Annotated in this window: 21 protein-coding genes and 1 riboswitch; of the genes, 14 read left to right on the top strand and 7 right to left on the bottom strand. The window is 58.7% G+C overall.

Annotated features, from left to right (window positions below):
- Positions 1–26 precede the first annotated feature (26 nt).
- Positions 27–797: a YdcF family protein gene (locus tag DX909_RS00230; RefSeq protein WP_128543039.1), complete on the top strand. Its 771-nt coding sequence runs from the start codon at positions 27–29 to the stop codon at positions 795–797.
- Here DX909_RS00230 and pfkA read toward each other — a convergent pair.
- From pfkA to DX909_RS00215, 3 genes are all read right to left on the bottom strand, one after another.
- Positions 794–1,768 (bottom strand): 6-phosphofructokinase, encoded by a 975-nt coding sequence (gene pfkA, locus DX909_RS00225; RefSeq protein WP_128543038.1) that lies wholly within the window; start codon positions 1,766–1,768, stop codon positions 794–796. The two genes, DX909_RS00230 and pfkA, sit on opposite strands and share 4 nt — an antisense overlap.
- A gap of 207 nt (positions 1,769–1,975) precedes the next feature.
- Positions 1,976–2,638, bottom strand: coding sequence for a phosphatase PAP2 family protein (locus DX909_RS00220; RefSeq protein ID WP_128543037.1), 663 nt, complete (start codon positions 2,636–2,638; stop codon positions 1,976–1,978).
- Positions 2,639–2,649: 11 nt separating this feature from the next.
- Entirely contained in the window at positions 2,650–3,399 is a 750-nt protein-coding gene (locus tag DX909_RS00215) for a glycosyltransferase family 2 protein (protein WP_128543036.1), read from the bottom strand.
- 57 nt (positions 3,400–3,456) lie between these two features.
- On the opposite strand from DX909_RS00215, the gene DX909_RS00210 reads away from it, so the two are divergent.
- Entirely contained in the window at positions 3,457–4,194 is a 738-nt protein-coding gene (locus DX909_RS00210; protein WP_128543035.1) for a class I SAM-dependent methyltransferase, read from the top strand.
- Positions 4,195–4,326: 132 nt separating this feature from the next.
- Here DX909_RS00210 and DX909_RS00205 read toward each other — a convergent pair whose 3' ends face one another.
- On the bottom strand, positions 4,327–5,589 hold the full coding sequence (locus DX909_RS00205; protein WP_128543034.1) for a glycosyltransferase family 4 protein: 1,263 nt from the start codon (positions 5,587–5,589) through the stop codon (positions 4,327–4,329).
- Positions 5,590–5,756: 167 nt separating this feature from the next.
- On the opposite strand from DX909_RS00205, the gene DX909_RS00200 reads away from it, so the two are divergent.
- Positions 5,757–6,617: a class I SAM-dependent methyltransferase gene (locus tag DX909_RS00200; protein WP_128543033.1), complete on the top strand. Its 861-nt coding sequence runs from the start codon at positions 5,757–5,759 to the stop codon at positions 6,615–6,617.
- 1 nt (position 6,618) lies between these two features.
- On the opposite strand, the gene DX909_RS00195 is transcribed toward DX909_RS00200, so the two are convergent.
- Positions 6,619–7,428, bottom strand: a complete 810-nt coding sequence (locus tag DX909_RS00195) for an FkbM family methyltransferase (protein ID WP_128543032.1) — start codon at positions 7,426–7,428, stop codon at positions 6,619–6,621.
- Positions 7,429–7,556: 128 nt separating this feature from the next.
- Between DX909_RS00195 and DX909_RS00190 the strand changes: the two genes are divergently transcribed.
- The 6 genes from DX909_RS00190 to DX909_RS00165 are packed head-to-tail and all read left to right on the top strand — an operon-like array spanning position 7,557 to position 14,180.
- Positions 7,557–8,789, top strand: coding sequence for a glycosyltransferase family 4 protein (locus DX909_RS00190; protein WP_128543031.1), 1,233 nt, complete (start codon positions 7,557–7,559; stop codon positions 8,787–8,789).
- 2 nt (positions 8,790–8,791) lie between these two features.
- Positions 8,792–9,898, top strand: a complete 1,107-nt coding sequence (wecB, locus tag DX909_RS00185) for a non-hydrolyzing UDP-N-acetylglucosamine 2-epimerase (RefSeq protein WP_128543030.1) — start codon at positions 8,792–8,794, stop codon at positions 9,896–9,898.
- An 18-nt stretch (positions 9,899–9,916) separates the two neighbouring features.
- Positions 9,917–10,648 carry a class I SAM-dependent methyltransferase gene (locus tag DX909_RS00180; protein WP_128543029.1) on the top strand — a complete coding sequence of 244 codons (732 nt, stop codon included), beginning with the start codon at positions 9,917–9,919 and terminating at the stop codon, positions 10,646–10,648.
- A complete protein-coding gene (locus tag DX909_RS00175; RefSeq protein WP_164851152.1) occupies positions 10,645–11,745 on the top strand; it encodes a glycosyltransferase in 1,101 nt (366 codons plus the stop codon). Before DX909_RS00180 ends, DX909_RS00175 begins: the two co-directional genes overlap by 4 nt.
- A complete protein-coding gene (locus DX909_RS00170) occupies positions 11,742–12,638 on the top strand; it encodes a class I SAM-dependent methyltransferase (protein WP_128543027.1) in 897 nt (298 codons plus the stop codon). Before DX909_RS00175 ends, DX909_RS00170 begins: the two co-directional genes overlap by 4 nt.
- A gap of 36 nt (positions 12,639–12,674) precedes the next feature.
- On the top strand, positions 12,675–14,180 hold the full coding sequence (locus tag DX909_RS00165) for a lipopolysaccharide biosynthesis protein (RefSeq protein ID WP_229310879.1): 1,506 nt from the start codon (positions 12,675–12,677) through the stop codon (positions 14,178–14,180).
- A gap of 2 nt (positions 14,181–14,182) precedes the next feature.
- Here the strand turns inward: DX909_RS00165 and DX909_RS00160 are convergent, their stop codons facing one another.
- A complete protein-coding gene (locus DX909_RS00160; RefSeq protein WP_164851151.1) occupies positions 14,183–15,151 on the bottom strand; it encodes a GNAT family N-acetyltransferase in 969 nt (322 codons plus the stop codon).
- Positions 15,148–16,038, bottom strand: coding sequence for a Ppx/GppA phosphatase family protein (locus tag DX909_RS00155; RefSeq protein ID WP_128543025.1), 891 nt, complete (start codon positions 16,036–16,038; stop codon positions 15,148–15,150). The genes DX909_RS00160 and DX909_RS00155 overlap by 4 nt, the downstream gene beginning before the upstream one ends.
- A 255-nt stretch (positions 16,039–16,293) precedes the next feature.
- Between DX909_RS00155 and DX909_RS00150 the strand changes: the two genes are divergently transcribed.
- The 5 genes from DX909_RS00150 to metH all read left to right on the top strand — a co-directional run bounded on the left by DX909_RS00150 (position 16,294) and on the right by metH (position 24,074).
- Positions 16,294–18,156: a carbamoyltransferase family protein gene (locus DX909_RS00150; RefSeq protein ID WP_128543024.1), complete on the top strand. Its 1,863-nt coding sequence runs from the start codon at positions 16,294–16,296 to the stop codon at positions 18,154–18,156.
- Between the two features lie 32 nt (positions 18,157–18,188).
- On the top strand, positions 18,189–19,331 hold the full coding sequence (locus tag DX909_RS00145) for an SGNH/GDSL hydrolase family protein (RefSeq protein ID WP_128543023.1): 1,143 nt from the start codon (positions 18,189–18,191) through the stop codon (positions 19,329–19,331).
- Between the two features lie 19 nt (positions 19,332–19,350).
- The gene (locus tag DX909_RS29405; RefSeq protein ID WP_164851150.1) at positions 19,351–19,500 is read left to right on the top strand and encodes a DUF5989 family protein; all 150 of its coding nucleotides are present in this window, start codon (positions 19,351–19,353) and stop codon (positions 19,498–19,500) included.
- A gap of 15 nt (positions 19,501–19,515) precedes the next feature.
- Entirely contained in the window at positions 19,516–19,878 is a 363-nt protein-coding gene (locus DX909_RS00140; protein ID WP_128543022.1) for a hypothetical protein, read from the top strand.
- 84 nt (positions 19,879–19,962) lie between these two features.
- Positions 19,963–20,066, top strand: a riboswitch (SAM riboswitch).
- A 135-nt stretch (positions 20,067–20,201) separates the two neighbouring features.
- A complete protein-coding gene (gene metH / locus DX909_RS00135; protein ID WP_128543021.1) occupies positions 20,202–24,074 on the top strand; it encodes a methionine synthase in 3,873 nt (1,290 codons plus the stop codon).
- Positions 24,075–24,357 lie beyond the last annotated feature (283 nt).

Here is a 24,357-nt window from a genome sequence, read left to right as displayed (position 1 = left end):
TTGGGCCGGCGGCCTTCGCATACACGATGTTCTACTTTCTTTCCAAAGTGCTTTCATTTCTCGTGATGCCGATGGGCATCCTGGCCTTTACCCTTCTCATTGCCCTTTTTACCAAAAATCATGCCCGACGCCGGGCGGCTCTGATCGCGGCCCTGGGCTGGCTCTGGATCGGCGGCAACGGCTTTCTGACGAATGAGCTGGCGCTCTGGTGGGAGTACCCGCCGGCGACGCTCCCGGCCTCCCCGGCCCCCCGGGTGGGTGTGGTGCTGACCGGCGGCATGATCGACGTCGATGCGGAGCCGAAAAACCGCATCTACCTCGGCGACCAGGCCGACCGGCTCGGGCAGGCGCTGGTTCTGTATAAAGCCGGGCAGATTCAGAAAATTCTGATCAGTGGCGGCATCGGGACGATCTTCGTCCGGAATGTGGCCGACGAGGGAACGATGGTCGAACGGTTTCTGAGGCTGGCGGGCGTTCCGGCAAAAGACATCCTCCGGGAGCCGAAATCACGGAACACGCACGAAAATGCGCTCTATTCCGCCCCCCTCCTCCGGCGGCATCTGAAAGGCTATACGAACGTACTGATCACCTCGGCCTGGCACATGCGCCGGGCCGTCGGCTGTTTCGAGAAGCAGGGGATTCGGGTCGTTCCCTACCCGGCGGCCTTCCTCAGCGAAAGCCGCCAGTACGCGCCCAACCACCTCCTGCTGCCTACCGAAAAAGCCTTCTACAACTTTTACTGGCTCGTCCACGAGTGGGTCGGGTACCTGGCGTACTGGGGAGCGGGGTATGTTTAAACACTTAATATCTTGACCATTCTGAGCAGGTCCTCACTGATCGGTTTGGGGAGTTTGATGGTGTCGACGAAGGGCGTGTAGACCAGTTCGTTGTTGACGATCCCGGCCATGACGTTCTTTTCGCCGTTCAGGAGGCCTTCGAGGGCGCCCAGACCCAGGCGGCTGGCGAGAATGCGGTCATAAGCCGTCGGGATGCCTCCGCGCTGGATGTGGCCCAGCGTCGTCACCCGCATATCGACGTCGACGCCCACCTGCGACCGGATCTTTTCGGCCACCTCGGCCGCGTTGCCTTCCTCGTCACCCTCGGCCACGACGATGATGGAAGAGGATTTCGAGCGGCTCCAGCCCTGTTTCAGCGTTTCGACCACTTCCGAAATCGGGGTCAGTACTTCCGGCACCATCACCATTTCGGCCCCGCCGGCAATCCCGGACTGGATGGCGATGTAACCCGAATCGCGGCCCATCACCTCGATGAAGAAAATGCGGTCGTGGGAGTCGGCCGTATCCCGGATTTTGTCGATGGCTTCGAGAGCGGTATTGACGGCCGTGTCGTAGCCGATGGTATTGTCGGTTCCGTACAGGTCGTTATCGATGGTTCCCGGCGCGCCGACGGTCGGGATCTGAAATTCTTCGAAAAATTTAAGGGCACCCGTGAAGGTCCCGTTCCCGCCGATGGCGACCAGCCCCTCGATTCCGTGATTCATCAATTGGTCATAGGCCCTTTTCCGGCCTTCCGACGTCATGAATTCCCTGCTGCGTGCCGACTTCAGGATGGTTCCCCCGCGCTGAACGATGTTGCTCACCGAGTGGGAGGTCATTTGGAAAATATCACCGTTGATCATACCGCTGTACCCCCGACGGATGCCGAAAATCTCGACGCCGTGGTAAACCGCACCCCGGACCACCGCCCGGATACAGGCATTCATGCCCGGTGCATCACCGCCGGAAGTAAAAACAGCTATGCGCTTCATGATAAAAGTCTATTTTAGGTTTTCTGAGTGCAAAAGAAGAATCGTTGGTCTTTCGCTTGCGAACCGCAAATTTATTTTCATTTCTTAACAAACCGACAAATCGCGGCAATGAAAAACGAATTTAATACAGCGGTAAAGCGGTAATTTCATGAAAAAAGCGGCCCAAATGCAAAATTCGCGGGAAGCAAAAGACTGGAAGTGAGCTTTTTATTTCGGGCGTCCTGCCGTTCCGGCTGTCCGAAAGAGTTTTCGTTTGATGAGTGGATATACTGCATAAGTGATTTTGACCGAAGCAATGCCGATGCCCGCCCCGGCCAGCACATCCGCCCAGTGATGATCTGCATTGCCGACCCGTAAGACGGCCGTTGCCGTCGCCATCGCGTAGCCCGCCACACTGATCCACGGACTTCTGTGTTTATAAGCCTGGTGGAGCAGTTCGGCACCGGTAAAGGCCACAGCCGCGTGCCCCGACGGAAACGAACGGCGGTCGGAACCGTCGGGCCGCGTCGACTGTACCGTCCGCTTCAGGCCCTCCGTCACCCCGGCCATTACCACATTGGACAGGATAGTTACCGCAATTTCGTCGCCCAGCCGGACGGCCGGTTTCACGCCCGCCAGCTGCAAGGCCGCCCGCAGACCGTACGGCCCGAAACGCAGGTAGTCGTCGGCGTAGGAGAGGTGCCGGCCGGTGAACGGCTCGCGGGTGGGATGACCCAGCAAAACCGCCCCACTGCCCCCCAGCACGGCCGGGGCGATAAAGGATTTCAGCGGATAACGTCGCTCGGTGGGCAGGGAGTCGCCGGCGGTCTGCGCCCGGAGCGGGAGGGCGGCCAGCCAGATCAGCAGAAAACAAAGAAAGGTGTACTTCATGGAAAAGCGTTTCAGGAGTTGAGTCGGAACCGCACGGCCCGCGCCACGATCCGGAGGTGGTTCCAGAGCGTCGGCACCAGACCGAAATGCGCCCGGAGAACTTTGAACCGGTCGGCGAGCGATTCGCGGTGACGCTGGACCGACAGGCCGCCCGTCAGGTACTTACAAAGGATGAAATCGAGCCATAGGGTGTGGCGGGAGGCTTTCAGGCAGCGGATTTCCCAGTCGACATCGGCGCTGAGGTTGTCGGCCGGATAGTCGGGAGCGATGCTCCGGCGGGCGATAAACGCCTGATGACAGACCTTCATCCCCATGGCCATATCCTGCCAGGTCAGGTGACGGGGCAGCGAGTGCGGGGTAAGTTCGCTCCGCAGGCCCAGCGCCCGGCCGGTTTCGTCCACATAAAGTGCGTCGCTATAATAAATATCAGCCGGGTTGGCCTTCATCTGCCCCAGCAGCCGGTCGATGACCTGCCCGTCGTGGATTTCGTCGCCCGCGTTCAGAAACCAGACGTATTCGCCGGTGGCGAGATGCAGTCCCTTGTTCATGGCGTCGTACAGCCCCCGGTCCGGTTCGGACAGCCAGTGGGCGACGACGGCCTCGTTCTGCCGGATGATCTCCTTCGTCCGGTCGGTCGAATTACCGTCGACGATCAGATACTCCACCTCCGCACCCGGCCGGTTGGCGATCAGGCTTCGGAGGGTGCGTTCCAGGAAGCGTTCGGCGTTGTAGGTGACCGTGATGATGGAAAGCAGGGGCATGGCTGCGGATGACAATTCGCAAAAAAACGGTATTTTTGAATGCTAACCTACGGCCCCATGCCTTCGAATCCGTCCACATCGTCCGCGCTTCAGGAAGTTTACAAGTCCCAATACGCTGATTCTGACCGTTCCTGGCGTGATCTGGGCGCCCGGTTGAAGGCCGACGACATCCGCAAACTTTGTGGCTCCTACGGGTTCGATAAAATGCTCGACGTCGGCTCGGGCGACGGGGCGGTATTGCAGCAGCTCGACGGATCGAAGTTCTGCCCGGCGATGTATTCCCTTGAAATCTCGGAAAGTGGTGTCGGCCGCATCCGCGAGCGGAATCTGGCGTCGCTGCGGGAGGTCAGGCTGTTCGACGGCTACACCATTCCGTATGCGGCCGGGGAGTTTCGACTCGCCACCTGTTCCCACGTCATCGAGCACGTCGAACACCCGCGTCTGCTCCTGCGCGAGATCGCCCGGGTGGCGGACTACCAGTTCTTCGAGGTGCCGATCGATTTCAGTTTCTTCGTCGACCAGAAAACCGACCATTTCCTTTCCTACGGCCACATCAACATTTTCACGCCTTCGCTGTTCAGGTTTCTGCTGAAATCGGAAGGCTACGAAATCCTGCGCGAAGACTTCGTTTTCTACGATGCCGAAGTCCTGCGCCGGTCGGCCCCCAGTCGGCTCACCGGGTTTCTGCGCGTCGCCAAAAGCAAACTCATCGAAGCGGTTCCATTCCTGCGGAAGATCAAACCGAATGCCTATGCCGTGTTATGCCGGCACCAGGGCGGCCTGAAGATTTTTTAAGGTGGGACCACCCCCCGGCCCCCTCCTTGGTAAGGAGGGGGAGTGCGCTGCCAGTTTTGAAACCGGCGAAGCCACCCCCTCCTTACCAAGGAGGGGGCCGGGGGGTGGTTTGCCGGAGTAATACAGACCGAATCAAACCGCCCCGTTCCCGCCGGTTCTTCGGTATAAACTACCGAACCGTTCCGCCATTACCGCATAATCCAGCGGTTTTACACTATCCGCAGCCTGCGTCCGGACCATCGCCGGGTCGGTTTCGTTCAGCAGCCAGATCAGGCCCGCGGCCAGGTCGTCCGACGATTTCGGTTCGGCCAGATAACCGGTCCTGAGGTGGGTGATCTGTTCGGGAATGCCGCCCGTGGCGAAGCCGACCACCGGGGTGCCGCAGGCCAGCGACTCGATGACGGTATTCGGAAAGTTGTCTTCCAGCGAAGGAATCACGAAGGCGTCGGCCGCCTGATAGATCCGGATCATCTGCTCCTCCGACGACACCGATCCGAGCGAATGTACCGGCAGGGGCAGGGCCGCGTCGGTTTCCGGGCCGGTTTTGCCGAAAACCATCAGTTCAGTATCGGGCAGGTTGTTTTTGGCCTTTCGAAGGGCTTCCTGCACATACCGGAAGCCTTTGCGCGGGTCGGCGGTATTGAAGCTGCCGAACAGCAGCAGCCGCCGGTCGACGGGCAGGTTCAGCTGCCGCCGGATGTCGGCGCGGTCCGGGGAAGGTTGAAACCGCTTAGTGTCGATGGGGTTGGGCAGCACCTCCACCGGGAAACCGCCCGCCAGGGCGCTGGTTTTCAGCAGGTCGCTCAGCCATCGGCTCGGGGTGACGAACGTCAGCGGAACATTCGCGAAAACCGCCTTTTTTCGCTCGAACACCCGGTAGGAGAGGTCGTGTTCGGCCGGACGACGGAGGAAGGGGCAGTGCTGACAGTGGGTCCGGTAGCGTTCGCAGGTGCCGCTGTAATGACAGCCGCCCGTAAAGGCCCACATGTCGTGCAGCGTCCAGACGACCGGTTTGCCGAGCGAGAACAGCTTCCGCATCCCGTCGAGCGACAGAAAACCGAACTGGGTCCAGTGCAGATGTAGAACGTCCGCCTGCTGGACCAGCGGATGCCGGCTGAGGTCGCTGCCGACCCGCGCCGGTGAAAAGGCGAACCGGACGGTTTTGTCGCGTTCGTGGAGCCAGAAGGACAGCCGGTCGAGGGCGAAGCGGGCCAGGGCGGTTTTGCGCTGCAGGGGCGTTTCGGCCAGGCCGGTCACCTGCGGTTCGGGGCGGTCGGTCTGCGGCACCAGCAGCTGCGAATCCAGGCCATTCCGCACCAGCGCTTCGTTCAGCCGACGGGCCGCGATGCCCGCTCCGCCGGTGGTATGAAAGGTGCTGAGATGCAGAATCCGCATGCGGGCGCGTTGATTGACAGGAAGCAAAATTGCACCGAAACTTCCAGAAATCGTAATCCGGGACGCCGGAACCCGTCCGGCCGGGCTTCGATTGTGGCGCCGAATCCGTACTTTTGCGGGCATCGGCCGGGCGGTGAGTGGGCCTCCGGGGCCATCGTACTATTTATATGAATCAGGAAAGCTATCAGGCACACGAAGAACACATCGTCCAGCGGGCCGCCAGTTACCTCCAGACTGATGCCGATCTATCCCTGTTCCGCGAGGGCGACGTCAATTACTTCATTCACCGGCAGTTCTGGCAGCTGACCGATGCGCTGGCAAAACCCGGCACCCGCTGGCTGACCGTGGGCGACCTCTACGGCGCCGATGCGGCCTACCTCCAGCGCCGGGGATGCGACGTGCTTGCCAGCGACCTCTCGGACGCCATCCTGAGCAAAACCAAAGCCGGCAACCTGATCCGTGATTACTCGGTGGAGAACGTCGAGAAGCTTTCCTTTCCGGACCGGACCTTCGATTACGTCTACTGCAAGGAGGCTTACCACCACTTTCCGCGCCCGGCCCTCGGGTTTTACGAGATGATCCGGGTCTGCCGGCGGGCAGTCGTGATTCAGGAGCCGCTCGACCCCATCGCCCAGATGCCGCTGCTGCTGTTTATCCGCAACCTGCTCGACCGCTTCGATACCGGTCTGCTGCGCCGGCTCTGGAAAAACCAGTATTCGTTCGAAACCGTCGGGAATTACGTGTTCAAAATCTCGTTACGTGAGTTCGAAAAGATGGCCTGCGGCATGGGCCTGCCGATGATCGCCTACAAAGGATTCAACCCCGGTAATGTGGGAGCTGCCCAAACTATTGAGCAGCAAACCAGGAAAATCCGTTTCCGCACCCTGCTGTCGGACCTGAGCCTGCTGCCGAGCGAAGCCCTTTCAGTAGTGATTTTCAAGGAGAAACCGACCGCCGAAACCGTGCAGGAACTGGTGCGTCAGGGCTATCGGATGCTCGATTTTCCCCCGAACCCGTATCTACATTGAGTCAGATCCGCCAGGCGTGGATATTCAGCTGGAGGTCCATGACGGCGTTGCCGGAGTATTGAAAATCGACGAAGGGCGGCCGTTTCCGGTGCTGGTTGGTATCGACGTAATACCGGAAACCGTTTTCTTCCAGAATCCGGACCACCGTACCGAGCGTCTGCGGGTGGCCGATGTAGGAGTGAAACTCCACGAACAGCCGGTCCACGCGGGACAGCGCATCCCGGCAGTCTTCCAGCACGGCCGTTTCGGCCCCTTCGATGTCGATTTTCAGCAGGTCGACGTAGGGCTCGCGCAGGAGGTAGTCGCGCAGTCGGACGGAGGGAATCAGCGTTTTGGGTTTGTCCGAGAAAATGGAGGACGAGTCGGCGGCCTCGCTGGCAAAGGAAACGCCATGGTCGTCGGTCCAGACGGCTTTGTTGATCACTTCGATTTCTGCCACCCGGTTATCCGTCAGGTTTTTCCGGAGAATGGCGCCGATGGCGGGGTCGGCTTCGAAGGTGACGATGCGGGCCTTCGGAAATTTCTCCCGGAAATAGGTGACGCTCATGCCGATGTTGGCCCCGCAGTCGAGAATGATCGGGTTGGGCCGTTTGGGCTCGAAATAATAGGATTCGTCGGTGAAGATTTCCTTGTACTGCCAGACGAACGAGAGCGCGTCGGGCACCGTGAACCGATACCGCCCGAAGGTCACTTCCGTCGATTGGAACCGGGGCCGGCCGCCATACCGCAGCAGCAGACCGAGAAAGACGCGGCCCGTGGGGCTGGTCAGCGACCGGAAGGCATCTTTAAACAGAAAGCGAAAAAGAAGCATGGCGCAAAAGTAAGGATTCCGGCCGGACCGCCCAACGGGAGGGCCCGGCCCGGCGCGGTTCGGAAAACGGTCGCCGGAAATCCGGTATTTCGTTGTACTTTTGCGGATTGATTGACGAATCCTCAGCAATGAAAGTTTGCTTCATGATGGCGGGGTTACCGCATTATTTTACCCTGGTACTCAATAAACTGGTTTCCGAGTACGGCGTGGAAGTTGCGTTGATCAAGCCGGCCCGGCGGAGCGCCAGCATCGGCTCCGGGGTGCATGAAGACACGTCCGGCCGCCGATTCAGACTGCACGAACTGGAAGAATACCGCACCTGGTACGGCAAACCGTTTTTCAGAAACCTGAAGGAAACTCTCGACGCCGAAAAGCCGGACATCCTGATCGTCAACTGGCCGTATATTCTGCACTTTGCCATGAGCCCCTCGTTCTGGGGCTGGTTCCGCCGGACCGGCATCCGGCTCATCAACCGCGACATCCCCTTCAACGTCCCGACCTGGGGCCGCGTGAAGGAATATTACTTCGGCGGCAATAACCTGAACGAGGATTTCAGCCTCAACAAAAAGAAAAGCCTGGGCGGTTATCTGTGGTTTCTAGGCGTGACGGTGGCCCGCCGGATTTACCTGCGCCGGTCCGACGCCCACATTTATTACACCGACGAAGCCCGGCAGATCATCGGCAGCTACGGCATTCCGAACGAAAAGATATTTATTACCTCCAACTCGCCCGATACCGACGAACTGCTGGTGGCCTACGAACAGGTCCGCAGCGAACAGCCGGTGCTGCCGCCCAACCCCCACCGCCTGATCCACGTCGGTCGGCTGGTGAAGTGGAAGCGCGTCGATCTGATCATCGAGGCCGTCCGTCGGCTGCAAACCCGGTATCCGTCCATCGAACTGGTGGTGGTCGGCTACGGCCCCGAAGAAGCGGCTTTGAAGCAACTGGCCGAGAGTCAGGGGGTTGCCGGGCGAGTGCGGTTCGTGGGCGGGGTATATGATTCGGTGTCGCTGGGGCGGTATCTGCATGCGTCGGCGGTGTATGTACTGGCGGGGATGGGCGGCCTGTCCATCAACGACGCCATGTGTTTCGCCAAACCGGTGATCTGCTCGGTGGCCGACGGCACCGAAAAGCGGCTGGTGCGGGAGGGCTACAACGGCGGCTATTTCGAAAACGGAAGCGCCGACAGCCTGACCGCCAAAATCGACGCCCTGCTGGGCGAACCGGGCCGGGTGGAAGCCTTCGGCGCCCATTCGCTGCGGATCATCCGTGACGAAGTGAATATCCACGCCGTCCTAAGGGAATACGTCCGGGCTTTCGAATACGTCCTGAAAAGCCGCCGGGCGGTTTCCAACGTCTGAATATGACCAAGATTCTCAATATCGTCGGGGCCCGGCCGAATTTCATGAAAGTGGCTCCGCTGCACCGCGCCTTCCGGACCTTCCCGGACCTTGAATCCAAAATCGTCCATACCGGCCAGCATTACGACGCCCGGATGAGCGACGTGTTTTTCAACCAGCTTGAACTGCCCCAGCCGGATTATTTTCTGGGCGTCGGCGGAGGGTCGCATGCCCAGCAGACGGCCCGCATCATGCTGGAGTTCGAGAAGGTGATGGAGGCCGAGCGGCCGGAGGTGGTGCTGGTGGTGGGCGACGTGACGTCCACGATTGCCTGCGCCCTGGTGGCGGTGAAGATGCATATTCCGGTGGTCCACGTGGAAGCCGGGCTGCGGAGCGGAGACCGCCGGATGCCGGAGGAAATCAACCGCATCCTGACCGACAGCATCTCCGACGACCTGTTCGTGACCGAGCAGGCCGGGATCGACAACCTCCGCCGGGAGGGTGTTCCCAATGAAAAAGTCCATTTCGTCGGCAACGTCATGATCGACTCGCTGGTCCATTACCGCCGGAAAGCCGCCGAAACCGGCACCGTGAAAAATCTCGGGCTGGAGCCGGGCAGCTACGTGGTGATGACGATGCACCGCCCGGCCAACGTGGATGCGGAGGAAGGGCTGCGAAGCATCCTTCAGATCGTGGAGGATACCGCCCGGTATAAAAAAGTGCTGTTTCCGATTCACCCCCGGACGCGCACCAACCTCGAACACTTCGGGCTGGCCGACCGGCTGAACGCCATCGCCAACCTGCAACTGATGGAACCACAGGGCTATCTGGAATTTCTGGACCTCATGGAACATGCCGCCGTGCTGATTACCGACTCGGGCGGCATTCAGGAGGAAACCACCTACCTCCAGGTTCCCTGCCTGACCTTTCGGGACAGCACCGAGCGCCCCGTAACCGTCGAGCTGGGCACCAACCAACTCCTGGCCGACCTGAACCCGGTGACGGTTCACGAAAAGCTGGTCGAGATTCTGGAAGGGAAAGCGAAAAAAGGCGTAATTCCGCCCCTGTGGGACGGACAGGCCGCCGGCCGGATTGCCGCCGTCATCAAAGAGAAATACGCCAGGAAATAACTACCGGAACCCCGGATCATGACCGACTCGACTCTGCGCACGGAAGCGATGCCCGACGACCCGTCCGAGCATTACCGGATCAGGCCCTCCCTGACCAACCCCCGGCGCTATTACCTGACCAAACTGCGGGAACTGGTGCAGTACGCCAAAACCGCCTTCGTCGATCCGCTGACCCGGAGCGAGCGGGTGACGCTGGCCGACTACGGCTGCGGGACCAAGCCCTACGTGACGCTGTTTCCGTCCGAACAGGTGAACTACCTCGGCATCGATCTGGCCTGGAACCCCCACGCCGAAGTCCATATCGGCTCCGACAGCCGCATCGAGATGGCCGACGCGCAGGTGGATGTCGTGCTGTCGACGCAGGTCCTCGAACACGTCGAGGACCCGGAAGGATACCTCCAGGAAGCCTGCCGCATCCTGAAACCCGGCGGTCTGCTGCTGCTGACCACCCACGGCTACTGGATGTACCACCCCGACCCGACCGACTACTGGCGCTGGACCTCGGCCGGTTTGCAGAAGATCGTGGCCCGCAACGGCTTCGAGATCGTGGCGTTCCGGGGCATCATCGGGCGGTCGGCGATGGGGCTGCAACTGTTCCAGGATGGTTTTCTGTTCAAGATTCCGAAATGGCTCTGGCCGCCCTTTGCGCTGGTGATGCAGGCGCTGGTGAGCCTTTTCGACAAAACCACCTCCCAGCAGACGAAAGACCGGGACGCCTGTACGTATCTGGTCGTAGGAAGGAAAGTATGAAGCTGTGCATCGCGTATCCGAACCGGAACAATTATTCGGAGACCTTCATTTACAATCACTTACACTACCTGAAGCCGGCCCTGTCGCTCTCGGGCGGCTGGCGGCCCTACCGCACGCAGGACGGGGAGAACCTCATCCGGCTGCCGCTGGCCGAAGCGCTTCGGGTGGGCGTGAAGCGGGGCCTGCCCTGGCTCTATCCGGCTTTTTATACCTATTACCTCTCGCGGTATCTGAAAGAGAACCGGCCCGAGGTGGTTCTGGCCGAGTACGGCCCGACCGGAACGGCCGTACTCGACGCCTGCCGGAAAACCGGGGTGCCGCTGGTGGTGCATTTCCACGGCTTCGATGCCTCCGACCAGGTGTCCATCGAGAAATACCGCAGGGGCTACCAGGCCCTTTTTGCCTACGCCAAAGCGGTCGTGGCGGTATCGGCCGACATGGCACAGCAGCTCATCCGGCTGGGGGCCGACCCGGAGAAGATACACCGTAACCCCTATGGGGTAGATACCGGCTTTTTTCAGGGTGCCCGGCCCGAAACCGCCGACAAGATCGTGCTGGCCGTCGGGCGGTTCACGGGGAAAAAAGCTCCGCACCTGACCATCCGGGCATTCGACAAGGTGCTGGAGCGGCATCCCGACGCGCGGCTGGTGATGATCGGCAACGGAGAACTGCTGGAGGCTTCCCGGAAGCTGGTCGGGGAGTTGGAGCTGAAACATGCCGTTTCATTTGAAGGTGTGAAAAAAGCGGAGGAAATTGCAGCCTGGCACCGGAAGGCCCGGCTTTTTGTCCAGCATTCGGTGGTGAATCCGGCCAACGGCGATTCGGAGGGAACGCCTAATACCGTGCTGGAAGCTTCGGCTTCGGGCCTGCCCATCGTCAGCACCCGCCATGCCGGCATCAAGGAAGCCGTCGATCACGAAGTGACCGGCTTTCTGGTGGAGGAGGGCGACGTGGAGGGCATGGCGAATTATATCCACCTGCTGCTGAGCGATCCGAAAAAGGCCGGAGAACTGGGCCGGAATGCCCGGCAGAAAATGATCCGTGAATACGAAATGAGCGACCGAACGGCGGAACTGGCCCGCATCCTGCAAGCATGACCGTACTTTCTCCCCTGACCCACTCGCCGGACGTGTCGCCGGTCCGGACCCTGAACATTCCGACCATCGTTCAGCGGTACCGTTCCGATTTCGGCATGGACGTGAGCCGGTTTTTCAGCGGTCTGGAAGCCGTCACGATCTACCGCTGCAACCAGTCGCAGCTCCGGTTCTATTACCCGTTTACCCTCGCCGGCGACGGCAGTTTCTACGCCGAACTGGCCCGGCAGTACAAAGGCTATTACAGCCCCTGGAAGTGGGAACACGAACAGGTCTTTCAAGCCCTGAAGAAAGGCGACCGGGTGCTGGAGATCGGTTCCGGAAACGGCTTTTTTCTGAAAAAGCTGCCGGAGAAAGGGGCCGTCGGGCTGGGGCTGGAACTGAACGAGGACGCCATCGCTTACGGAAAAGAGATCGGGGTGAACCTCATCGGGCAGGACCTCGGCGAACATGCCGAACAGTTTGCCGGCCAGTATGATCTGGTCTGTGCGTTTCAGGTCTTCGAGCATGTCAACGACGTGGGGACGTTTTTCCGGCAGGCGGTGCAGTGCGTCAAACCGGGCGGCCTGATGGCGATCGGGGTGCCCAACAACGCTTCCTATTATTTCCGGGAGGACCCGTACCACACGCTGAACCTGCCGCCCCACCATACCCTGCTCTGGGACCCGGTTTCGCTCCGGAACGCCGGAACGCTGATAGGGCTGGAGACCGTGGATGTCCGGGTCGAACCTGCTTCGGCCACGCACCGGAGCGTCGGCTACCGGTTGTGGCTGGAGAAACTTCTCGGAACCAACGGCTTAAGCCGGCTTTTGCATACCGCCACCCGCTTTGCCGTCAAGGCGCTGCCGGTGCTGAAAGAAGGGGCCACCGTCGTGGCGATTTATCGAAAACCGTAACCCGCCCGGACTGATCTGCGGGAATCGTTGTAACGAATGGGTATCATCATCCGCCAAAGCCTGAAAGCCAGCCTCGGTTCCTACATCGGCGTCGGCATCGGGATCATCAACCAGTTGTTCGTCTCGGTCAAGCTTCTGACGACCGACCAGCTGGCTATTTCACGGCTTTTGCTGGAGAACAGCCTCGTGTTCGCGGCTTTCGCCCACCTCGGCACGCCCTTCATCGCCGACCGGTTTTTCGGCTATTACCGCGACCACCACAGCCGGAACCGGGGCTTTCTGGGCTTTCTGCTGCTCTATCCGATCCTCGGCATCGGGCTGTTTGCGGCCCTCTATTTCGGGTTCGAACACCAGATTCAGAGTTACTTCGCCAAGGAGTCCGCCAAGCTGGTCCCGTATCACGTGCTGGTCGTTCCGCTGACGATCTTCTGGATTTACATCACCGTCCTGGAGGCATACTGCCGCAACAATTCCCGCATCGCCATCCCGACCTTTATCCGGGAGGTCTACCTGAAGCTCGCCAACATTCTGGTCGTGCTGCTGTTCGGGCTGGGCTGGGTCAGTTTCGACTGGATGCTGTATCTGATGGTGGCGTGTTACGGGCTGGCCGTGGTGATTCTGCTGATCTATATTTACAAACTTGGAAAGTTTTCGCTGCGATTCGACTTCAACAGCCTGAAAGAAGGGCTGCTGCGGCAGATGGCCTATTTCGGGTTGTTCGTGGTGCTGGGGGGCGTCGGGGTGCAGGTGGTGTATTTCATCGACCGGACCATGCTCTCCCACAACGAAGGGCTAACGAGCACGGCCATTTTCATCATCGCCACCTACATCGGCAGCATCATCGAAATTCCCCGGAAAGCCATCACCCAGATTTCAACGCCCCTGCTGGCCAACTCCCTGCGTACCAACGACCTGCGGCACGTTCGGGAGCTGTATCATAAATCGTCGCTGAACCAGCTGCTGGTCGGCGGTCTGGTCTTTCTGCTGATCTGGACGAATATCGACGGCATTTTCAGCCTGCTGCCGAAAGCCGACATTTACCGGCAGGGCAAGCTGGTGGTGCTGCTGATCGCGCTCTCGAAGCTGTTCGATATGGCGACCGGCCTCAACGGCGAAATCATCAATTACTCGAAATATTTCCGGTTTGCCACGTACCTGATGATTCTGATGGCCCTGACGGCCGTGGGGACCAACGCGTATTTTATTCCGCTGTACGGTTATAATGGGGCGGCTCTGGCGACCGCCCTGACGACCCTGCTGTTTGCACTCGGCAAAGTCGGGCTGGTGTGGATCTTCTTCCGGATGCTGCCTTTTACCTTGTCGGGGGCGAAGGCGTTCCTGATTCTGGCGGGGGTCTACGGCGTGTCGCTGGTCCTGCCCGAGTGGAACGGAAACTGGTTCGAAATCCTGCTCGGGATCTCTGTCCGGAGCGCCGTTCTGACGCTCCTTTTTACGGGGCTGGTCCTCGGAATGCGGGTGTCGGAGGACGTCAATTATACGGTATCGGCGATGTGGGCGCGGGCGCGTTCGCTGGGCCGATAGGTTCAGAAAGTAATCTCAAAAATGGATTTGGCGGATTCCCGGGCGCCCAGTCGCTGCTTGAAGCGGATCAACCCTTCGTTGCGGATGCCCCCGCTGGTGGAGATGCCCAGATCGAGGAGCGGAACGCCCTGTTCCCGGCAATAGGCATAAAGGCTTTCGATCAGCATTACCGAAGGGCTGAACCTCAGATAGTCCGAATGGTCGGCCGGCTGGAAATAATACAGAATCCCGGCGGAAACCCGGATGCCGAGGCACGCGGCAATCAGCTGGTCCTGATCCCAGACGCCGAAAACCGGGCACTCTTCCGGAAACCGGGTCAGTAAATCCTCCAGGCCCTCCCGGCTCATCGTCAGCGGATGTCCCTTTCTGGCCCGGGCGGTTTTCAGCAGGTCAAAAAACGCCCCGATCTCCGGCTTCTCCCATACCCCGGCCGAAAAACCGGCTTCGCGGCCTTTCCGAAGCCGCCTTCGTTCGGCAGGGTGAAGGCCGGCTTCAAAATCCTGGTCCGAAACGTGTACATGCTGGTTCAGCTCTATGACTTTTTGATAATAACCCAGCGAAACCAGCAGTTGTCGAAGCTGCTCGGCCCGGGCGGATTCATAGCAATCGGGATAACTCACTATTCTGATTCCCCGGCTTAGTAACTTTTTACCAATTTCGGTAACATAATGCATCAACACCCGCAACATCTCGTCCGACACCGTTTCGGCAAATTCGACCGAACCGAATGAAGCCGCCGACGGGCTGAGGGCCATACCGTCCTTTTCGAAGAAGGCAAAGCGGGCGTCGGCCTGTCCGGTCGTTCGGTTCAGGAGGGCAAAAAAGTGGAGGGGCCGACCGGGCTGGCCGAGCAGGTGGTCGGGGCGCAGAAACAGGTAGCCGTCGCGGAAAAACGGCGGAAACCGGTCGGGGAGGGGGTTCGTAAGGTGGATGATTTCGTGGCTGTCTTGCCGGTCGGTCGGTTTCGTCACTTTTTCTTCCGGTGCTTTTTGGCCCAGCGTTCGTAGACGAGCTGGATGATTCCGTCTTTCAGGCCCAGATCGGGTACTTTGATGCAGTGGGCGCCGGCCCATTTCATGACGGAAATATAGATGTCGGCGGCCGGAACGATGACGTCGGCGCGGTCGGCGTTCAGGCGGAGTTTGTTGATCCGGTCGTCGAGGCTGAAGCCGTCGATGTAGGCCCGCATCCGCTCGATCTCTTCGAGGGTAGCGGTGTTATCGGAGGTTTTGGAGACCAGGTTGAAGATTTTGTTGATGTTGCCCCCGGTCCCGACGGCCATCACCTCCTGGGTCGTATCGACGTTTTCGGCGATCCATTCCTCCATCTTTTTCCAGGCTCCTTTGGTTTCCTTGCCTTCCAGGAGTCGCACCGAGCCGATCTTGAACGACCGGGAATTGACCTTCCGGCGGTCGATGTAGAGGTTGAGTTCGGTGCTGCCGCCCCCCACGTCGATGTGCAGGTGCTGAGCGCCGTCGAGGGCCTGGACCACCACGTTGTTGATCAGTTCGGCTTCTTTCTGGCCGTCGATGATGTGAATCTCGATGCCGGTGGCGGCCTTGATGCGGGCGGCTACCTCGGGTCCGTTGGCCGATTCCCGCATGGCCGAGGTGGCGCAGGCCATATAGTCTTCCACTTCGTGCAGTTCCATCAACAGCTTGTAGACCTGCATGAGTTTGGTGGTCCGTTCTTCGCTTTCGGGCGTCAGACGGTTGAAATTGAACACGTCGTGGCCCAGCCGGAGCGGAAACCGAACGTATTCGACGCGTTTGAAACTCACCAGTTCGTCGACCTGGAGAACGGTGGAAATCTGAAGACGGGCTGCGTTGGAGCCGATATCGATAGCAGCAATTTTCAAGGTTGCAGGAGAAGCTATGGATGTTACAAAGCGGCCAAAGATACCATATTGGGACGCGCAAAACAATGAACCGGTTTCCGGCCCGGCCCCTATTCGCGTCTGATTTCTATTTACTGACCCTGACGTATAGAAGGTTTTGTTACCGTACTCTCACTAATGGTTTCCTTACAATAAAATTTATTAAAATTTTAATCGCTGTTCCAGAAAATCTACCCAAGTGTCACTAATTTGCCGACCCCGCTTGTATTCACAACAATGACGATTTTAGGAATTTCAGCTTTTTATCACGATTCTGCTGCGGCTTTAATTGAAGATGGACGGATTGTCGCGGCAGCACAGGAAGAACGATTTACCCGAAAAAAACACGATCCCGGCTTTCCCTCCAATGCCGTGAAGTTTTGCCTCGAATATGGCGGAACGACTCTCAATCAGCTGGATGCCATCGTTTTCTACGACAAACCGCTGCTGAAGTTCGAACGTTTGCTGGAGACCTATTACACCTTTGCCCCCCGTGGTCTGGCATCGTTCCTGACGGCCATGCCCGTCTGGATGAAAGACAAGCTGTTTCTGAAGCGGCTGATCCGGGAGGAACTGGAGAAACTGGGGTATGATCCGAAGAAGAAGGTGAAGCTATTGTTTCCGGAGCACCATCTTTCGCATTCGGCCAGCGCCTATTACCCCTCGCCTTTTGAAAAATCGGCCATCCTGACCATCGACGGGGTCGGGGAGTGGGCCACGGCTTCCATCGGCCTGGGTGAAGGCCGCCAGATCACCATCCTGAAAGAACTTCATTTTCCGCACTCGCTCGGTCTGCTGTATTCGGCCTTTACCTATTTTCTGGGCTTCAAGGTCAATTCCGGCGAGTATAAACTCATGGGGCTGGCACCCTACGGCGACCCCCAGTCGCCCGACATCGCCCGCTATGTGAGCATCATCAAAGACAAGCTCATCGATTGCAAGGAGGACGGTTCCGTGTGGCTGAATCAGGACTATTTCGATTACGCGACCGGCCTGCGGATGGTGCACGAGAAAAAGTGGGAGGAACTGTTCGGGTTTCCGAAACGCAACCCGGAGGACGAACTGCTGCCGATCCACTGCAACCTGGGCCTGGCCATTCAATACGTAACCGAAGACATCGTTATCACGATGGCGAAGGAAGCCCGCCGGCTGACCGGGTCCGAAAACCTGGTGCTGGCCGGTGGTGTGGCTCTTAACTGCGTCGCGAACGGTAAACTCCAGAAGTCGGAGGTGTTCAGGAACCTGTTCATCCAGCCGGCCGCCGGAGATGCGGGCGGGGCGCTGGGTGCGGCCCTGGCGGCCTATCATATCTATTATGAAAAGGAACGGATCATCGACTACCAGCAGGATGCCATGAGCGGCTCTTATCTCGGGCCGACGTTCTCCGATCTGGACGTCGAGCTGATGGCGAAACGCTACAAGGCAACCTACAAACGGTTTGACGATTTCTGCCTGCTGAGCGAGGAGGTGGCCCGGATTCTGGCGAGCGAAAACGTGGTCGGCTGGGTACAGGGCCGCATGGAGTTCGGACCCCGGGCGCTCGGTGGACGCAGTATCCTCGGTGACCCCCGCAGCGCCGAAATGCAGAAAAAGCTGAATCTCAAGATCAAATACCGGGAATCGTTCCGGCCGTTCGCGCCCTCGGTCCTGGCGGAAGACTGTGCCGAATACTTCGAATACGACGGCATTTCGCCCTACATGCTGCTGGTTCATCCGGTCGTGAAAAATCGCCGGAAACCTCTTCCGGACAATTACGACAGCCTGCCGCTGCGCGACAAGCTATACCACCTGCGGTCGGACCTGCCTTCCATTACGCACATCGACTTTTCGGCCCGGATCCAGACGGTTCACCGCGACACCAACCCTCGCTACTGGCAGCTGATCGATTCGTTCAAGAAGCTGACCGGATACGGGGTGATCGTCAACACCAGCTTCAACGTCCGGGGTGAACCCATCGTCTGCACCCCCAACGACGCCTACCGGTGTTTCATGCGGACGGAAATGGATTATCTGGTTATCGGTAACTACCTGTTTAACAAGGTTGAGCAGCCGGAGTGGAAGGAGAAGGACAACTGGAAAGAGGAGTTCGTGCTGGATTGAACCTGCTACCTTTTATCAACATCTGAACTGCAATGTCGAAGGTCGTCAGTAGTCTGATCAGGCTTGTTTTTCTTAGCTTCCTGGTCGTTTTCATTTATTTCAGCGAACGGCTGAAGATTACGTTCGAATATCCTTATTACGAATTATTTGACAATATTTACGTCCGGCTGGCGAAAGCCAGTCTGCTGCTGCTGCTGCTCATCGAAGTGCTGCGGCTGTTCTATTACGGGGTCATCAAGAACCAGAAGGCGCCGAAATGGCTGGCCAACGGCGCCACGCTGCTCATTCCGATGATCATGCTGCTGGTGGTGTTGGAAATAGCCTTTATGTTCGTTTCCCAGAGCCACGAGGGGGGCCTGACGCTGGCTTCCCACATCTGGTTCGAGCGGTACTGGCCGCCGGTCAACTCGCTCGGCTACCGCGACGCGGAGCATGTCGACACCACCGGCAAGAAAAAGATCATCGTCGTCGGCGATTCCTATACCGCCGGCCACGGTCTGAAGCAGGTGGAAGAGCGGTATTCCAACATCCTGGCGAAAGGCCTGGGCAACCGGCAGTATGTTGTGTATAACCTCGGGGTGTCGGGTTCCGATACCCGGGATGAATACCGGCGGTTCGAGAAGTTCGGGGTGAAGCCGGACGCGGTCGTACTCCAGTATTTTCCAAACGACATCGAGAAGGTGGCGAGGGAAAAGGGAGTGACGCCGGCGGCTTTTCAGCCCTACAGCGATTTGCCGGGGAGGCTTCGCGTTCTGTTCCAGAAGTCGTACCTCCTGAATTACATTTACTGGCAGCTGCCCCACGGCAGTGGCGCCACGCCCTTCGAGGATTACGCCCGGAAAGTCTATACGGACCCGGCCATTCTGGGGGCGCACCTGAGCGACCTGAACCAGTTCGTTACATATTGCCGGACAAATTCGATCCCGCTGTATGTGGTGCTGTTTCCGTTCTCCCACAATCTGGAGAAAACGACGCAGTACACCCGTCCGGTGGTAGAGTTTTTTCAGAAAAACCAGGTTCCGGTGCTGCTCGTCAGCTCGCTGGTGAAAGACATCGACCCCGCCGACCGCATCGTGGGGCGGAATGACTTTCACGCCAGCGCCGTCGTCAATCAACGGGTGGGTGAGCAGCTTTCCCGGATGATGACGTCCCGTTTTACCAAATCACAGCAATGAAGTTTTAATCAAAAGAATCATGGACTTTCTCAGAGACATCTTCGGTTTTCTGCAGCAGCGTAAAAAGTGGTGGTTGGCCCCGGTCATTCTGCTGCTGCTGCTGATCGGCGTCATCATCGTCATCGGCGGTGGGTCGGCCGTTGCACCGTTTATCTATACCCTGTTTTAAAGAAATCGTCTGGCTATGAGTGCTCTGGATCGTGTCAAGGCCCAGCTGGTGATCGTCACCGGTCTGCTGGTCCTGTATTTTATCTTCAAATCGGTGTACTGGCTGTATGCGGCCGCGGCCGTGGGCGTTCTGAGTCTGATGATCCCGGCCGTCGGCAACGGCATCGTCTGGGTCTGGTTCAAAATCGCCGAGGTGCTGGGAACCATCAACGGGAAGATCATCCTGACCATTCTGTTCTGGGTGTTCCTGTTCCCGATTGCCCTCCTCTACCGCCTGACGGCTAAAAACCCGATGTCCGTAAAGCGGAACAACGGAGCCTCTCTGTACCACGAGCGGAATCATACCTACACCAAGGAGGACCTGGAACAGACCTGGTAACCCCGACTGCCGAATAATAAGGCCGGTTTTCGCCCGCAAGAAATTGTTTTGGCGAAGACCGGCCTTATTTGTATTTTTGTAAGACGCTTATCCAGAAAGACGGAGGGATTGGACCCGACGATGTCTTGGCAACCATTCTTTAGGAAAAAGGTGCCACTTTCCACCCCCAAATCGGGGAAAGATAAGTTGAAAGCCTGCTCCCGGCCTGCCTTTCTTCGATAAGCCACCAACGTATGTTTGCCCGTCACCCGATCTGATCGGGCCGGAAACGCGTGCCCGCAGGCGGAAGACTGCGGGATTCAGAAGCTAAATCTACACAGTACTTGAAAAAGCTGACCGACCTTCTTCAACAGCGCATCCTCATCCTCGACGGCGCGATGGGGACCATGATCCAGCGGTATAAACTCACCGATGCCGATTACCGCGGAGAACGTTTTGCCGACTGGCCGCACGAACTGAAGGGAAATAACGACCTGCTCTCGATTACGAAGCCGGAAATCATTAAGGAAATTCACCGGCAGTATCTGGATGCCGGTTCAGACATCATCGAAACCAACACCTTCAGCGGTACCTGGGTCGCCATGGCCGACTACCATATGGAGGATCTGGTTTACGAACTCAACTATCAGTCGGCAAAGATCGCCCGCGAGGTGGCCGACGAGGTAACCCGCCTGACGCCCGACAAACCCCGGTTCGTGGCCGGCGCTATGGGCCCCACTACCCGGCTGGCCTCGCTTTCGCCCGACGTCAATAACCCGGGGTATCGCTCCATCAACTTCGATCAGCTGGTGGAGGCCTTCTACACCCAGGTCAGCGGTCTGGTGGAGGGCGGGGCCGATCTGCTGCTGATCGAGACCATCACCGATACGCTCAACGCCAAAGCCGCGCTGTTCGCCATCGACAAATATTTTACGGATACAGGCCGGGAGCCGCTGCCCATCATGGTTTCCGGTACGATCACCGATGCCTCGGGCCGGACGCTGTCGGGCCAGACGACCGAGGCCTTCCTCTATTCGGTATCGCACCTGCCGCTGCTGAGTGTCGGCCTGAACTGTGCGCTCGGTGCCGAACTGCTGCGTCCTTACGTGCAGACCCTGGCGAAAGAGTCTCCATTTTTCACCTCCGCCTACCCGAATGCCGGCCTGCCGAACGAGTTCGGCGAGTACGACCAGACGCCGGAACAGATGGCGGCCGAAATCGAGGGCTTCGTGCGCGACGGTTTCGTCAACATCGTCGGGGGGTGCTGCGGCTCCACCCCGGACCACATCCGGGCCATTGCCGCAGCCGCGGCCAAATACCCGCCCCGCCCGAAACCGGCCGCCGAACCCTACCAGAAGCTCTCCGGGCTGGAACCGCTGAAAATCACCGAAACGACCAATTTTGTCAACGTCGGGGAGCGGACCAACGTAACCGGCTCCAAGGCGTTCGCACGGATGATCAAATCCGGCGATTACGAGTCGGCCCTGGCCGTGGCCCGGCAGCAGGTCGAGAACGGGGCACAGGTCATCGACGTGAACATGGACGAGGGCATGCTCGATTCGGTCGAGGCCATGACCACCTTCCTGAACCTGATCGCGTCGGAACCGGACATCGCCCGCGTTCCCGTCATGATCGACTCCTCGAAGTGGGAGGTGATCGAGGCCGGGCTGAAATGCGTACAGGGCAAGGCCATCGTCAACTCCATCTCCCTCAAGGAAGGAGAAGCCGCCTTCATCGAACGCGCCCGGCTCATCAAACGCTACGGCGCGGCTGCGGTGGTGATGGCGTTCGACGAAACCGGCCAGGCCGACAATTACGAACGACGCACGGAAATCTGTGAGCGGGCCTACCGCATCATGGTCGACAAAGTCGGTTTTCCGCCCCAGGACATTATTTTCGACCCCAACATCCTGACGGTGGCGACCGGAATCGAGGAACACAACAACTACGCCGTCGACTATATCAACGCCGTCCGCTGGATCAAGGAAAACCTGCCGCTGGCGAAGGTAAGCGGGGGCGTTTCCAATATTTCGTTCAGTTTCCGCGGAAACGAGGTGGTGCGGGAAGCCATGCACTCGGCTTTCCTGTACCACGCCATCCGGGCCGGCATGGACATGGGCATCGTCAATGCCGGTCAGCTGGCGGTTTACGACGAAATTCCGAAAGACCTGCTTGAACGCTGCGAGGACGTGCTGCTCAACCGGCGGCCCGACGCCACCGAACGGCTGGTCGAGTTTGCCGAAACCGTCAAGGCGAAAGGCAAGGAGGTGGTTCAGGACGAAAGCTGGCGGCTCGAACCGGTTCAGCAGCGGCTGAAACACGCCCTCGTGAAAGGCATTACCGACTACATCGACGCAGATGTGGAGGAAGCCCGGCAGCAGTACGACCGACCGCTCCAGGTGATCGAAGGGCCGCTGATGGACGGTATGAACGTGGTCGGTGACCTGTTCGGAGAAGGCAAGATGTTTCTGCCGCAGGTGGTGAAGTCGGCCCGGGTCATGAAAAAAGCCGTGGCCTATCTGCTGCCTTTCATCGAAGCCGAAAAAACGGCCGACTCCCGGGCCGCCGGAAAAATCCTGATGGCGACCGTGAAGGGCGACGTGCACGACATCGGAAAGAACATCGTCGGGGTGGTGCTCGGATGCAATAACTACCAGATCGTCGACCTGGGCGTGATGGTGCCGACCCAGAAAATCCTGGATGAAGCCCGGAAGCATAACGTCGACATCATTGGCCTGAGCGGTCTGATTACGCCTTCTCTCGACGAAATGGTCGGGGTGGCGAAGGAGATGGAGCGCCAGGGCTTCACCATCCCGCTGCTGATCGGCGGGGCGACGACCTCCCGGATTCATACCGCCGTGAAAATCGACCCGCACTACTCAGGGCCGGTGATCCACGTGCTGGACGCCAGCCGGAGCGTTCCGGTAGCCGGGCGGCTGACGAGCGAAACGGATGCGACCCGGGAGGATATTTTCCGGGAAATCAAGGCCGAATATGCGAAACTCCGGGAAGACCACGCCAGACGCCGGCAGGATAAGAACTACCTGACCATCGGCCAGGCCCGGCACAACCGCACGGCCATCGACTGGTCCGACTTCGAGCCGGTGAAGCCGACCTTCCTGGGCAACCGGTATTTTAAGGATTACCCACTCGAAGAAATTGCGAAGTACATCGACTGGACGCCGTTCTTCCAGACCTGGCAGCTTCACGGCAAATACCCGAAGATTTTCGAGGACGCCGTCGTCGGTGCCGAGGCCCGGAAGCTGTTCGACGACGCCAGCCGGCTCCTGCAGGAGGTGATCGATCAAAAGCTGCTGAAAGCCCATGCCGTGGTCGGATTCTTTCCGGCCAACTCCACCGATGACGACATCATTCTGCACGATTTCGAGGAGATCGCCCGCGAGATACCCTGCGAGCGGCACGGTTCGCACCTGCACCTGGAATACAAACTAAGCCGCTCCGCGGAGCGCTCGGCCGAACGCTCGTCCGGATTGGCAATCCCGACGCCGACTGATGCGGATCTGCAATCCGCCACCGCTTCCATTGGAATTGCCAATCCGGACGGCCGGAAAAAGCCGGCCGGTACGCTGCTGTACGATACGAAGGCCGTCTTCCATTTTCTGCGTCAGCAGAACCAGAAGGCGCCGGGGCTGCCCAACTACTGCCTCTCCGACTTCGTTGCCCCGCTCGAATCGGGTCGGGAAGACTACCTCGGCGGGTTTGCGGTAACGGCCGGGGTGGGGATCGAAGCCCTGATCGAAAAATACGAGCGCGACCACGACGATTACAACAGCATCATGATCAAGGCCATCGCCGACCGGCTGGCGGAAGCCTTCGCCGAGCTGATGCACCAGCGCGTCCGGAAGGAGTTCTGGCCGTATGCGCCCGAAGAAAAGCTGAGCAACGACGAACTGATCAAGGAGGAATACCGGGGCATCCGGCCGGCACCGGGTTATCCCGCCTGCCCGGATCACACCGAAAAGGGCATCCTGTTCGACCTGCTGGATGCGGGTCAGGCCGGTATCGAACTGACCGAAAGTTTTGCCATGTATCCGGCCTCGTCGGTCAGTGGTTTCTATTTCTCACACCCCGAATCCCGGTATTTCGCTGTCGGCAAGATTACGAAAGACCAGGTTTTCGACTACGCCCAGCGAAAGAACATGAGCGTCGGGGACGTGGAGCGCTGGCTGGCGCCGGTGCTGGGGTATGATGCGTAAAAAGGTCCGTTGAATCTAAAAGCAAACAGGCCCGGTCATTGAGACCGGGCCTGTTTGCTTTTAGATAATACTTTAAAATATGCCGGGAAAAATACCGGAGATGAAGAGGGGAAAACACCGGTTTAATACCCGGGAAATTTCCCGTTTTTTTATAGATGGAATTAATAATAATTCATGATCTCTTTAAAATAATATCAAAAAAGGCGTTTAGATAATAGAAGGCGTTACCCTGAATATTTTGGTGTTGGTACTGAGTTCAGAATTTTTTAGGTTCGGCTGGTTG

This window comes from Larkinella soli (assembly GCF_003703975.1).
GTDB classification, from domain to species: Bacteria; Bacteroidota; Bacteroidia; order Cytophagales; family Spirosomataceae; genus Larkinella; species Larkinella soli.
Note: the sequence above shows the minus strand (reverse complement) of the source record. Positions and strands in the feature narration are given on the sequence as shown.

Bases quoted from the DNA above. Each gene is read 5' to 3' on its own strand.
- DX909_RS00230 (WP_128543039.1), top strand. From the start codon at position 27: ATGTTCTACTTTCTTTCCAAAGTGCTTTCATTTCTCGTGATGCCGATG.
- pfkA (WP_128543038.1), bottom strand. From the start codon at position 1,768: ATGAAGCGCATAGCTGTTTTTACTTCCGGCGGTGATGCACCGGGCATG.
- DX909_RS00220 (WP_128543037.1), bottom strand. From the start codon at position 2,638: ATGAAGTACACCTTTCTTTGTTTTCTGCTGATCTGGCTGGCCGCCCTC.
- DX909_RS00215 (WP_128543036.1), bottom strand. From the start codon at position 3,399: ATGCCCCTGCTTTCCATCATCACGGTCACCTACAACGCCGAACGCTTC.
- DX909_RS00210 (WP_128543035.1), top strand. From the start codon at position 3,457: ATGCCTTCGAATCCGTCCACATCGTCCGCGCTTCAGGAAGTTTACAAG.
- DX909_RS00205 (WP_128543034.1), bottom strand. From the start codon at position 5,589: ATGCGGATTCTGCATCTCAGCACCTTTCATACCACCGGCGGAGCGGGC.
- DX909_RS00200 (WP_128543033.1), top strand. From the start codon at position 5,757: ATGAATCAGGAAAGCTATCAGGCACACGAAGAACACATCGTCCAGCGG.
- DX909_RS00195 (WP_128543032.1), bottom strand. From the start codon at position 7,428: ATGCTTCTTTTTCGCTTTCTGTTTAAAGATGCCTTCCGGTCGCTGACC.
- DX909_RS00190 (WP_128543031.1), top strand. From the start codon at position 7,557: ATGAAAGTTTGCTTCATGATGGCGGGGTTACCGCATTATTTTACCCTG.
- wecB (WP_128543030.1), top strand. From the start codon at position 8,792: ATGACCAAGATTCTCAATATCGTCGGGGCCCGGCCGAATTTCATGAAA.
- DX909_RS00180 (WP_128543029.1), top strand. From the start codon at position 9,917: ATGACCGACTCGACTCTGCGCACGGAAGCGATGCCCGACGACCCGTCC.
- DX909_RS00175 (WP_164851152.1), top strand. From the start codon at position 10,645: ATGAAGCTGTGCATCGCGTATCCGAACCGGAACAATTATTCGGAGACC.
- DX909_RS00170 (WP_128543027.1), top strand. From the start codon at position 11,742: ATGACCGTACTTTCTCCCCTGACCCACTCGCCGGACGTGTCGCCGGTC.
- DX909_RS00165 (WP_229310879.1), top strand. From the start codon at position 12,675: ATGGGTATCATCATCCGCCAAAGCCTGAAAGCCAGCCTCGGTTCCTAC.
- DX909_RS00150 (WP_128543024.1), top strand. From the start codon at position 16,294: ATGACGATTTTAGGAATTTCAGCTTTTTATCACGATTCTGCTGCGGCT.
- DX909_RS00145 (WP_128543023.1), top strand. From the start codon at position 18,189: ATGTCGAAGGTCGTCAGTAGTCTGATCAGGCTTGTTTTTCTTAGCTTC.
- DX909_RS29405 (WP_164851150.1), top strand. From the start codon at position 19,351: ATGGACTTTCTCAGAGACATCTTCGGTTTTCTGCAGCAGCGTAAAAAG.
- DX909_RS00140 (WP_128543022.1), top strand. From the start codon at position 19,516: ATGAGTGCTCTGGATCGTGTCAAGGCCCAGCTGGTGATCGTCACCGGT.